The organism is Nocardioides sp. 31GB23 (assembly GCF_040012395.1).
GTDB lineage: Bacteria > Actinomycetota > Actinomycetes > Propionibacteriales > Nocardioidaceae > Nocardioides > Nocardioides salarius.
In genome coordinates this window covers 21,935-32,056 of record NZ_JBDYKJ010000059.1, presented here as the reverse complement: position 1 = coordinate 32,056, position 10,122 = coordinate 21,935, and the positions used below count along the sequence as shown (strand labels likewise).

The 10,122-nt window shown below is 73.2% G+C and carries 13 protein-coding genes; 6 read left to right on the top strand and 7 right to left on the bottom strand.

Annotated elements, in window-relative coordinates; translation table 11 throughout:
- The coding region (locus ABKW28_RS17255; protein ID WP_348611856.1) for a chromate transporter at positions 1-675 on the top strand (675 nt) is incomplete at its 5' end.
- 48 nt (positions 676-723) lie between these two features.
- Here ABKW28_RS17255 and ABKW28_RS17250 read toward each other — a convergent pair.
- The 3 genes from ABKW28_RS17250 to ABKW28_RS17240 form a co-directional block, all read right to left on the bottom strand.
- Entirely contained in the window at positions 724-942 is a 219-nt protein-coding gene (locus ABKW28_RS17250) for a hypothetical protein (RefSeq protein ID WP_348611853.1), read from the bottom strand.
- Between the two features lie 339 nt (positions 943-1,281).
- Positions 1,282-1,563, bottom strand: coding sequence for a hypothetical protein (locus ABKW28_RS17245; RefSeq protein ID WP_348611850.1), 282 nt, complete (start codon positions 1,561-1,563; stop codon positions 1,282-1,284).
- Positions 1,564-1,758: 195 nt separating this feature from the next.
- Positions 1,759-2,625 carry a DNA-formamidopyrimidine glycosylase family protein gene (locus tag ABKW28_RS17240; RefSeq protein ID WP_348611847.1) on the bottom strand — a complete coding sequence of 289 codons (867 nt, stop codon included), beginning with the start codon at positions 2,623-2,625 and terminating at the stop codon, positions 1,759-1,761.
- A 103-nt stretch (positions 2,626-2,728) separates the two neighbouring features.
- On the opposite strand from ABKW28_RS17240, the gene ABKW28_RS17235 reads away from it, so the two are divergent.
- The 5 genes from ABKW28_RS17235 (at position 2,729) to ABKW28_RS17215 (ending at position 6,599) form a co-directional block, all read left to right on the top strand.
- The gene (locus tag ABKW28_RS17235; RefSeq protein ID WP_348611844.1) at positions 2,729-2,977 is read left to right on the top strand and encodes a hypothetical protein; all 249 of its coding nucleotides are present in this window, start codon (positions 2,729-2,731) and stop codon (positions 2,975-2,977) included.
- A gap of 70 nt (positions 2,978-3,047) precedes the next feature.
- Positions 3,048-4,253 (top strand): ATP-binding protein, encoded by a 1,206-nt coding sequence (locus ABKW28_RS17230; RefSeq protein WP_193670883.1) that lies wholly within the window; start codon positions 3,048-3,050, stop codon positions 4,251-4,253.
- Positions 4,254-4,489: 236 nt separating this feature from the next.
- Entirely contained in the window at positions 4,490-4,774 is a 285-nt protein-coding gene (locus ABKW28_RS17225; RefSeq protein WP_193670882.1) for a hypothetical protein, read from the top strand.
- Positions 4,775-4,815: 41 nt separating this feature from the next.
- Positions 4,816-5,607, top strand: a complete 792-nt coding sequence (locus ABKW28_RS17220; protein ID WP_348611841.1) for a glycerophosphodiester phosphodiesterase family protein — start codon at positions 4,816-4,818, stop codon at positions 5,605-5,607.
- Between the two features lie 29 nt (positions 5,608-5,636).
- Positions 5,637-6,599: a DUF5926 family protein gene (locus ABKW28_RS17215; protein ID WP_348611838.1), complete on the top strand. Its 963-nt coding sequence runs from the start codon at positions 5,637-5,639 to the stop codon at positions 6,597-6,599.
- A 4-nt stretch (positions 6,600-6,603) separates the two neighbouring features.
- Here ABKW28_RS17215 and ABKW28_RS17210 read toward each other — a convergent pair whose 3' ends face one another.
- The 4 genes from ABKW28_RS17210 to ABKW28_RS17195 form a co-directional block, all read right to left on the bottom strand.
- A complete protein-coding gene (locus ABKW28_RS17210) occupies positions 6,604-7,674 on the bottom strand; it encodes an adenylate/guanylate cyclase domain-containing protein (RefSeq protein ID WP_348611835.1) in 1,071 nt (356 codons plus the stop codon).
- 17 nt (positions 7,675-7,691) lie between these two features.
- Complete coding sequence (locus ABKW28_RS17205; protein WP_341229710.1) at positions 7,692-8,081, bottom strand: cyclic nucleotide-binding domain-containing protein; 390 nt, start codon at positions 8,079-8,081, stop codon at positions 7,692-7,694.
- Positions 8,082-8,207: 126 nt separating this feature from the next.
- Positions 8,208-9,449, bottom strand: a complete 1,242-nt coding sequence (locus tag ABKW28_RS17200; RefSeq protein ID WP_341229709.1) for an arginine deiminase — start codon at positions 9,447-9,449, stop codon at positions 8,208-8,210.
- A gap of 33 nt (positions 9,450-9,482) precedes the next feature.
- Positions 9,483-10,103: a TMEM165/GDT1 family protein gene (locus tag ABKW28_RS17195; RefSeq protein ID WP_348611832.1), complete on the bottom strand. Its 621-nt coding sequence runs from the start codon at positions 10,101-10,103 to the stop codon at positions 9,483-9,485.
- Between the last annotated feature and the right edge of the window lie 19 nt (positions 10,104-10,122).

Here is a 10,122-nt window from a genome sequence, read left to right as displayed (position 1 = left end):
GCGGCGCCGGTCGCGGCGGCGGCGCTGCTGCTGGGCCCCTCGAGCATCCTGGTCGACCAGGGGCTGTTCTTCTCCGGCGCGGCCCTGGTCACCTTCGGTGGCGCGTACGCCGTGCTGGCCTACGTGGCCCAGCAGGCGGTCGAGGTCTACGGCTGGCTCGCGCCGGGCGAGATGGTGCGCGGCCTGGCCCTCGCCGAGACCACGCCCGGGCCGCTGGTGATGGTGGTCCAGTTCGTCGCCTTCGTCGGCGCCTACCGCGCGCCGGGCCCGCTGGACCCGTGGGTGGCGGCGGTCCTGGCGGCGCTGCTGACCACCTGGGTCACGTTCGTGCCCTGCTTCCTGTTCATCCTGCTCGGGGCGCCGTACGTCGAGCGGTTGCGCGGCAACCGCGCGCTCGCCAGCGCGCTGGCCGGGATCACCGCCGCCGTGGTGGGCGTGATCGCCCACCTGGGCCTCTACTTCGCCCTGCACACGCTCTTCGGCGCGACCGACGTCGTGGAGCGGGGGCCGTTGTCGCTGGAGGTCCCGCTGCTCGACTCGGTGCGCTGGCCCGCTGTGGTCGTCGCGCTGCTGGCCGCCGTGCTGGTCCTCCGGCTCGGCTGGTCGGTGCTGCGGGTGCTGGGCGTGTGCGCGGCGGTGGGCCTGGTCCTGGGCCTCACCGTCGGCGTGGGCTGAGCGGAGCCCGCCCCGGCGGGGAGCCGGCTTCCCAGATGGAGCGGGATGTCAGTCCGCGTCTGCGTCTGCGTCTCTGGCTCGCACGTAGGCGTCGGCCTTCCGCTGCAGCCAGTAGATCGCTACCAGCCCGGCAACGAAACCGAGCACGCCGAGCGTCATGGAGACGAACACGATCATGAAGATCCCGGCGATGAGCACGAGGGGAACGAGCCACAACGGTGGGAAGTCGTACCGCCGACCTCCGTCGGGCACGGGTCTCGTCGGCATGGTCGAAGGATCGCACCATCCGGCGACGATCGAGGTCGGCCAGCCCGGAGCCACCGTGTGACCTTTCAGTTTGAGTGGACAACCCGGCCCCCCGTTTGAGCGTGACGTTTCACTTCGAGGCCAAGAAATGATTTCAGTCTTGGTGGACGGGGTGGCTCGCGTTTCACTTTGCGTGGACGCGGCTCGCCTCTGTCGTTTCACCTAGCGTGGACATGAAGTACGCTGCCGATGGCTGGTGCTGCAGCCGGGCATTTCTGGCGAACAGGCGTGGGCCCCTTATGCCATTCAGGTGTGATAGGCAAGCGCGCGGATCGCGGCTGAAGCGGACGTTCGAGGAGCCTAGAAGCAGACGTAGTTCTTAGGCTGCGGCACAGGCCGCAAGGTGATCTCCTCCTGGAGGCTGGCGCTCTCGAAGACGACGACGTCCGGCAATTCGCGCGTGGCTAGCCCCTCAATGAGCGGCGAAGCGCCGCCGCCGCGGTAGGCACGGTCACTCTTGACGACCTGCCACACCGAACCATCGACTTGGGCATATCGCAGTCCGCAGTGAACGCCCACAACGAGTTTGGCGGACTCTCCAACCTCTAGACGCTCGCTGGCCGGTCCGACGAAAGACTTCACATTCGGATTGCCGCTCCTACTTGCGCGGTCCGTTGCCGCGCTTGGGGCGGATTCAATGCTGGCCAAGGCGGCGCGAGGACCACCGTCGTTCGTGCAACCGGCGAGCGCAGCGACGGTTAGGGCAGAGATAGCGACGGCAACGACCTTTGACTTGGTCACAGACTTCCGACGCACCTGTCGAGCATACTGTCCGGCTCACTTGAGCAGCTTGCTCATCCGCCGGTCGGCCAGCGGCTTGCCGCCGGTCTGGCAGGTGGGGCAGTACTGCAGGCTCGAGTCGGCGAAGGAGACCTCGCGCACCGTGTCGCCGCAGACGGGGCAGGCCTGGCCGGTGCGCCCGTGCACCGCGAGGTTCGTCTTCTTCTCGCTCTTCAGCTCGCTGGCCGCCAGCCCGCGGGAGCGGTCGACGGCGGCGCCCAGGGTCTCGCGCAGTGCGTCGTAGAGGACGGTGAGCTCGTCGTCGTCGAGCGAGGAGGCCGGTTTGTACGGCGACATCCGCGCCGCGTGCAGGATCTCGTCGGAGTAGGCGTTGCCGATGCCGGCGATGGTGCCCTGGTGGCGCAGCACTCCCTTGAGCTGCTTGCGGCCCTCGGCCCGCAGGATCTCGCCGAGCCGCTCGCGGGTGAAGTCGTCGGTGAGCGGGTCGGGGCCCAGGCTGGCGATGCCGGGCACCTCTTGCGGGTCGCGCACGACGTACATCGCCAGGCTCTTGCGGGTGCCGGCCTCGGTGACGTCGAGGCCGGTCTCGTCGTCGAGCACGATGCGGGCCGCGATCGTCGACTTGGGGCTGGGCTTGGGCGGGGCGGCGGGCACCTCGTCGCGCCAGCGCACCCAGCCGGCCCGGGCCAGGTGCATCACCAGGTGGGTGCCCGACAGGTCGATGTCGAGGAACTTGCCGTGGCGGGTGACGCCGTCGACCAGCACGCCCTCGAGCGCGCCCAGCGGCGGGTCGAACGTCTTCAGCGCGCTGAACTGCGCGAGGTGGACCTTGGTGAACGCACGCCCGGCCAGCCGGCCCCCCAGGTCGAGGGCCAGCGCCTCCACCTCGGGCAGCTCCGGCACGGACTCATCCTAGGCAGCCCGGCGGCACCTGGGGGAGGGCCTCAGCGAGCGGACGGCGAGCGAGAGGCTGGCGGCGGACGGGACGTGGGGCGATGATGGAGGCATGTCGCCGGCGCGGAGGCTCTCCGACGCGGGGTCGATCTTCCTCGACCGCCGCGGCGACGACCGTGCGCTGCGGGTCTCCTGGCACCACGACGACGGGCTCGTGGTCCTCTCCCAGTGGCGCGACAACCTGTGCACGGGCTCCTTCCGCCTGCGGGTCGACGAGGTCCCCGGGCTGATCGCCCTGCTGCGCGAGGGGCTCGACGCCCAGTACGTCGCCGCCCGAGACCGGGTCGAACGGACCGGCTGACGTCCGACCCGCGATCCGGCTCGCTAGTCGAATATCCGGATTCCGCTAGAGAAGCCGATACCGTCCGATCGTGGACCCCGTGCGCAACCCCTACGCCCCCGGCGCCGGCCAGCGCCCGCCCGAGCTGGCCGGGCGCGACGAGCAGCTGCGCGCCTTCGACGTCGTGCTCGAGCGGGTCGCCCGCGGGCGCCCCGAGCGCTCGCTGGTGCTGACCGGGCTGCGCGGGGTCGGCAAGACGGTGCTGCTCAACGCGCTGCGCTCGGCCGCCGTACGCCGCGGCTGGGGCACCGGCAAGCTCGAGGCGCGCCCCGACCAGGGGCTGCGGCGTCCGCTGTCGAGCGCGCTGCACCAGGCGATCCGCGAGCTGGGCCACCCCGAGCAGGACCAGGTCGACCAGGTGCTGGGCGTGCTGCGCGCCTTCGCGCAGCGCGAAGCCGGCGCCGACGCCAAGCTGAAGGACCGGTGGAGCCCCGGCATCGACGTGCCCGCCGCCCGGGGGCGCGCCGACTCCGGCGACATCGAGATCGACCTCGTCGAGCTGCTCACCGACGTCGGCGGGCTGGCCTCCGACCTCGGCAAGGGCGTGGGCGTCTTCATCGACGAGATGCAGGACCTCGGGCCCGCCGACGTCTCGGCCCTCTGCGCGGCCTGCCACGAGATCAGCCAGTCGGGGCTGCCGGTGATCATCGTGGGTGCGGGCCTGCCGCACCTGCCCGCGGTGCTCAGCGCCAGCAAGTCGTACTCCGAGCGGCTCTTCAGCTACCAGCGCATCGACCGGCTCTCCCGCGACGCCGCCGACCGGGCGCTGTGCGCGCCCGCCGCCGAGGAGGACGCCGAGTTCACCGACGACGGCCTGGCCGCGATGTACGCCGCCACCGGCGGCTACCCCTACTTCATCCAGGCCTACGGCAAGGCGGTCTGGGACCACGCCCCCCGCTCGCCGATCAGCGCCGACGACGTCGCCGTGGCCGCCCCCGAGGCGGAACGCGAGCTGGCGGTCGGCTTCTTCGGCTCCCGCTACGAGCGCGCCACCCCGGGGGAGCGCGACTACCTCTGCGCGATGGCCGACGCCGCCGCCGACCTCGGCGAGGACCCGGTCGGCGCCGTCGCCACCGCCGACGTCGCCGCCGTGCTCGGCAAGAAGCCCCAGTCGCTCTCCCCGGCCCGCGACGCCCTGCTCAAGAAGGGGCTCATCTACTCCGGTGAACGCGGCCGGATCGCCTTCACCGTCCCGCACTTCGGCCGCTACCTGCGCGACCACGCCGACCCGGCCTGAATCTCCCGCCCACCCGGCCTGAATCTCCCACTCACCCGGCCTGAATCTCCCGCCCACCCGGCCTGGATCGACACCCGAGGAGCCCGGCGGGTCGTGGTCCGGGTCGTGGGTCGAGTCGTGGCCCGTGGCCGCGCCATGACGCGTCCTCCGGCACACGACCCAAGCCACGACCCAAGCCACGACCCGCACCCCTCGGGGGGAGTGGGCGCCCGAGGGGGCGTGGCACCGTCGGGGCCATGAGCCACCACGACCCTGCCGCTGAGTCCATGGGCCCCACCGACGACGCCCGGCGCCACGAGCCCGACCGGGGCGCGGGCCTCGCCGACCAGGAGGCCGAGCCCACCGTGGCGCTGCAGCGGGTGCTGCGCAGCGTCGGCGACGAGCTGTCCGGCCGGCCCGAGGACGAGGTGCTCGCCGAGCTGCACCGTCGGCTGCCCGAGGGGTCGCGCCCGCCCGAGGCCAACCTGCGCGCCGCCGCCACCGCCATCAGCGAGGGTCGGCACGAGGACGGCAGCCGCTGACGGTGCTCGCCCGAACGGGCGAGGTGCGCGATGATCGCCGGATGAGGCCCCAGGTCCTTGCCCATCGCGGCGCGAGCCACGACCACGCCGAGCACACGCTGGGGGCCTACATCGCCGCGCTCGACGACGGCGCCCAGGGCCTGGAGTGCGACGTGCGGCTGACCGCCGACGGGCACCTGGTCTGCGTGCACGACCGCGACCTGCGGCGTACGGCGGCCACGCGCGGCACCGTGTCGACGATGGACCTGGCCGACCTCTCCGAGCTCGACTTCGCGACCTGGAAGCACCCGTGGGCCGAGCTCGACGACGAGCGCCCCGACGTCGACGAGGAGCACGGCAAGGTCCTGACCCTGCGCAAGCTCTTCGAGGTCGCCGCCGACTACGACCGCCGCGTCGAGCTCGCGGTCGAGACCAAGCACCCCACCCGCTACGGCGGTCTCGTGGAGCAGCGGGTGGTCGAGCTGCTCGCCGACTTCGGCTGGACCTCTCCCGGCGGGCCGGCGCGGGTGATGAGCTTCTCGTGGCAGGCCCTGCGCCGCGTACGACGCCGCGCGCCCGACGTGCGGGTGGTCCAGCTGATCGACCAGATGGGGGCGTGGCCGCTGGTGCGCCGCAGCGTGGGCCGCGACTGGATCCTCGGCCCCGGCGTGCAGGAGCTGCGCGAGCACCCGCGCACCGCCCGCCGGATCGCCGACAGCGGCCACGAGGTGCACGTGTGGACGGTCAACACCCGCAGCGACCTCGAGCTGTGCCTCGAGCTGGGCGTCAGCGCCGTGATCAGCGACCGGCCGGCGTACGTGCTGGAGCTGCTCGACGACCTCGGGGTCCACTAGCCGCCCGCGCGCCCGGTAGGTTCACGCCCATGGCGAAGAAGTCCCGCACCAAGGCCCGTGACCAGCGCACCACCGAGTCGACCCCCGGCGAGGTCGGCCCCCGCCAGCCCTGCCCGTGCGGGTCCGGCAAGCGCTACAAGGCCTGCCACGGCGCGCCCGACGGCGGCGCGGCCGCGTTCGTGAACCGCCCCTTCGAGGGCCTGCCCTCGGAGTGCGACGTGATCGCGCTGCGCGAGCTGGTGCCCGCCGGCACCGCGCCCCTGACCCTCGACCCCTCGGTGGAGGGCTCCGACCGCAAGGTCACCCTGTGCTCGCTGCTGCCGATGGCGGCGCCGGCGATGGTGCGCGAGAGCGGCGAGATCTGGCTGGGCCTGCAGGTCCAGCACTCCTTCGGCGACCCCGCGCGCGACCTGGGTGCCGTGCTGACCAAGGCGCTGGCCGCCGCGGAGGCCGGCGAGACCGGCGTGGTGGGCCTGACCGACGCCCCCGGCGCCGGCCCCCGGCTGCAGGACCTGGTGACCGGCGACGAGCTCGACGTCACCGTTCACGAGGGCTTCGACTACTGGATCGCCGACGTCGAGGACAAGGACTCGATGGCCGGCGCGCTCGACCAGGCCAACGAGGCGGCCTACCCGACGGTCCGGCTGACCCAGGTGGAGTCGGCGTACTGGACCAACGTCGGCACCAAGGAGCACCTGCGCTGGGTGATGCCCGAGCCCGAGGACCGGCTGCTCGACGCGCTGGCCCGTCTGCACGCCGCCGGCAAGGACGACATCGCCCCGGGCTCGCGCCTGGTCGGGATGTTCCGCGCCCACGGCCTGCTGGCCCCGGTCTGGGACCTCCCGGTCGGCACCGGCCCCGAGGCGCTCGAGGACCCGGCCGCGCAGTTCGCCGCCGACCTGGCCGCCGCGCTGGCCGACGAGTCGCCGCTGAGCACCGAGGAGCGCGCCGCGCGCTCCGGGCTGGCGAACCGCCAGGTCACCATCCGCTGAGCGCTCAGGCGCGGCGCAGCACCCACGGCTGCAGCCGCGAGTAGCCCTTGACCGACGCCCGCTGCGGGCGCCGGAACGTGTACGCCGCCTGGTCGCGCCCCGCGTCGAGCGCGACCAGGCGCTCGTGCGCGCGCTCGTCGACCAGCACCGTGCCGGGCCGGGCCAGCGAGGTCAGCCGGGCCGCGATGTTGACGGTGGGGCCGAGCACGTCGCCCAGGCGCAGCACCACGTCGCCGTACGCGACTCCGGCGCGCACCGCGGGGAACCGGTCGTCGGGGTCGTCGCCGCGGCGCAGCATGTCGAGCGCGATCTCGGCGGCGGTGGCGACGTCGTCGGCGACCAGGAGCACCTCGTCGCCGATGTTCTTGATGACGCGGCCCCCGCGCTCGACCACGACGCTGCTCGAGACGTGCTCGAACTCCTCGATCCAGGACACCAGCTCGCTCTCGCGCAGCGACTTGGAGCGCGAGGTGAAGCCGACGATGTCGACGAAGCACACGGCCTGCGGCAGCACCGTCTCCCCGGGCGCGCCGGCGCCCGCGCCGGTCGCCTGGTCGCTCAGCGCCAGCAGCCGGCTCGAGGCGCCGGCCAGGTGCCGCTTCCAGGCGTAGGTCTGCAGGCGCTCGACGCGTGGCAGCACCTCGGCCACCAGCGCCGTCATCGCCTCGACGGTGGCGGCGGGGTCGTCGGCCCCCTCCGCCTCGCCGGCGGCGTGCTCGGCCGCGATCCGGGCCAGCAGGGTGGTCTGCCACTCGGCCAGACGGGCGAAGGAGCGGCCCCAGGTGCGCACCAGGGCGGCCTGGGAGTCCTGGCCGAGCACGCCCAGGCCGGTCAGCTCGGCGCTGAGGCGCAGCGCCTCGACGTCGGCCTCGGTGAAGGCGACGTCGTCGTCGGCGGTCTCGGCGAAGCCCAGCAGCCGCCACAGCTCGCGGGCCAGGTCGAGCGGCACGCCCGCCCGCTCTCCGACCTCGATGCGGGTCAGGTGGGGGGCCTGGCCCAGCAGCAGCTCCTCGACCCGGTCGGCCGAGACCCCCGCCCCGGGCGCGGCGGCCCGCCCGTCCTCGGGCTCAGGCACCGGCGTCGCCCACCGGCTCAGCGGTGCTTGGCGCGGTCGGCCTCGAAGCGCTCCTTCGCGACGTCCTCGAGGGCCTCGCCGAAGCTCGGCAGCTCGACGGCGAGCTTGTTGAGCGCCTCGGCGGTGAAGTGGATCAGCTCGAGGGGGCTGAGGGCCACGACGCTCGCGGTGCGCAGCGAGTGGTTGACGATCGCGGCCTCGCCCATGATGTCGCCGGGGCCGAGCTGGGCGATCTCCTCGCCGTGCTGGCGCACCGAGACGGTGCCCGACAAGATGATGTAGGCCTTGTCGGCGCCGGTGCGCTCCGAGATGGGCGCCCAGCCCTCGGGCAGGGTCACTCGGGTTCCCGCGGAGGAGATCTTGGCGATCTCCTCGGGGGTGAAGGCGCTGAAGAACGAGCCGGCCACGGGCACAACCTTTCGGGGGTTCGGGGTCCCTCCCGCGGTGATCCTCGCGGACCGGCCGCGGGCTGGCAACCACCCGTCGTGCGCGTCACAGCCGCCCAGGGGGAGGAACTGGCGCCGGCTCGCGGGTCAGAGCGGGTCGCGCACGATCGGGCAGCTCATGCAGCGCGGCCCGCCGCGTCCCGACCCGAGCTCGGAGCCGGCGATGCGCACCACCTCGATGCCGGCCTCCTCGAGCCGGTCGTTGGTCTCGTCGTTGCGCTCGTAGGCGACCGCGACCCGGGGCGCGAGCGCCAGGGTGTTATTGCCGTCGTCCCACTGCTCGCGCTCGGCGGTGACCGGGTCGAGGCCGGTGTCGATGTGGTGCAGCTCGTCGATGCCCATCGCCTTGGCCGCGGCGACCAGGAACGGCTCGGCGCCGGAGACGTCGAGGCGCAGCGTGGACTCGTCGTCGGTGTCCTCGGCCAGGGTGACGGTGTAGGCCTGCAGCGAGTCGGCGACGTTGGGGTACATCACGACCTTGTCGACGTCGACCAGGGTGCAGATCGTGTCGAGGTGCATGGTGGCCCGCTCCTGGGTGATCGGCACCGCCAGCACCGTGCGCGCCAGGCCGGCGTGGAAGACCTGGCGGGCGAAGCGCTCCACGCCGGCGGGGGTGGTGCGCTCGCCGACGCCGACCGCGATGACGCCGGGTGCCAGCAGCAGCACGTCGCCGCCCTCGACGTGCTCGGAGTGCCAGCCGTGGATCTTGCGGGTGCCGCGGAAGCGCGGGTGCTCGGTGTAGATCAGCTCGGTCAGCTGGGTCTCACGGGTGCGCGCCGGCATCGCCAGCGACGTCACCGCCACCCGGTCGCGCACCCACACGCTGGAGTCGCGGGTGAACAGCAGGTTGGGCAGCGGGTCGACCAGGAAGTCGTAGGGCGAGAGCAGCGAGGTGACCAGGCCGAAGCCGCCGCGCACCTCGTCGTTGCGGATGCCCGCCGTCAGGTACGCCGTGAGGTCCTCGGGGCCGGCGTCGTGCAGGAAGCGGCCCAGGTAGCTGCGCAGCGTGTCGCCGAGGTGCAGGCCCGACAGCGCGGCGGTGATGGCGTGGTTGCGCGCCATCTCGTCCTGCAGCGTCTCGGTCAGCAGCTGGGTCAGGTAGAGCACCTCGACGTCGCGGGCGCGCAGCGCGTCGGCGAAGGCGTCGTGCTCCTCCTGGGCGCGCGCCACCCACGGGATGCCGTCGAAGAGCAGGCGGTCGTTGTTGCGCGGGGTCAGCCGCTTCAGCTCGTTGCCGGGCCGGTGCAGCATGACGGTGCGCAGCCGGCCGACCTCGCTGTCGGCGCCGTGCGTGGGCTGGTCGGCGCTCGGGTGCGGGCTCGCAGTCATGGGCTCACCCTAGTGCCGCGGGCCCGCGGGTCGTCAGGCCAGGAGCTCGTACGCCGTCAGGCTCGCCAGCGCCAGGCAGACGGTCGCCCCGCCCCACATCAGCACGTGCACCGGCACCCGCCGCGTGAGCGCCCGCCCGACCAGCACCGCGAGGGCGCTGACGGTGAGCAGCGCGGCCAGGGCGCCCACGAAGACCGGCAGCACGGCGTCGAAGCGCGCCACCAGGGTGATGGTGAGCAGCTGGGACAGGTCGCCCCACTCGGCGGCGAAGAGCACGAGGAACGAGGCGAGCACCGCGCGCCAGCCGGTCCCCGGGGCGGCCCGCTCGAGGATCTCGGCGCCCTCGGCCGCCTCGTCATCTGCCTGGTCGGCCTGGTCGGCGCGGGCCTGCCGGGCCTCACGCGCCAGCAGCGCGGCGCCGACCAGGAACATCACCGCGGCCAGCCCGCGCACCAGGTCGTCGGGCAGGAACGAGACCGCCCGGCCCAGCAGCACCGCCACGCCGGTCTGCACGGTGAAGGCCAGGCCGACCCCGAGCCAGACCAGCAGCGGCCGGTAGCGGGTGCTGAGCACCAGCGTGGCCAGGAACGTCTTGTCGGGCAGCTCGACCAGGAAGATGGTGCCGAACGTGATCAGCAGGGCGCTCAGCTCCACCGGGGGTCCTCCTCGACCT

Coding starts and splice junctions, on each gene's coding strand:
- ABKW28_RS17250 (WP_348611853.1), bottom strand. CDS start 942: ATGCCGACGAGACCCGTGCCCGACGGAGGTCGGCGGTACGACTTCCCA.
- ABKW28_RS17235 (WP_348611844.1), top strand. CDS start 2,729: ATGTCGCCGGCGCGGAGGCTCTCCGACGCGGGGTCGATCTTCCTCGAC.
- ABKW28_RS17225 (WP_193670882.1), top strand. CDS start 4,490: ATGAGCCACCACGACCCTGCCGCTGAGTCCATGGGCCCCACCGACGAC.
- ABKW28_RS17220 (WP_348611841.1), top strand. CDS start 4,816: ATGAGGCCCCAGGTCCTTGCCCATCGCGGCGCGAGCCACGACCACGCC.
- ABKW28_RS17215 (WP_348611838.1), top strand. CDS start 5,637: ATGGCGAAGAAGTCCCGCACCAAGGCCCGTGACCAGCGCACCACCGAG.
- ABKW28_RS17200 (WP_341229709.1), bottom strand. CDS start 9,449: ATGACTGCGAGCCCGCACCCGAGCGCCGACCAGCCCACGCACGGCGCC.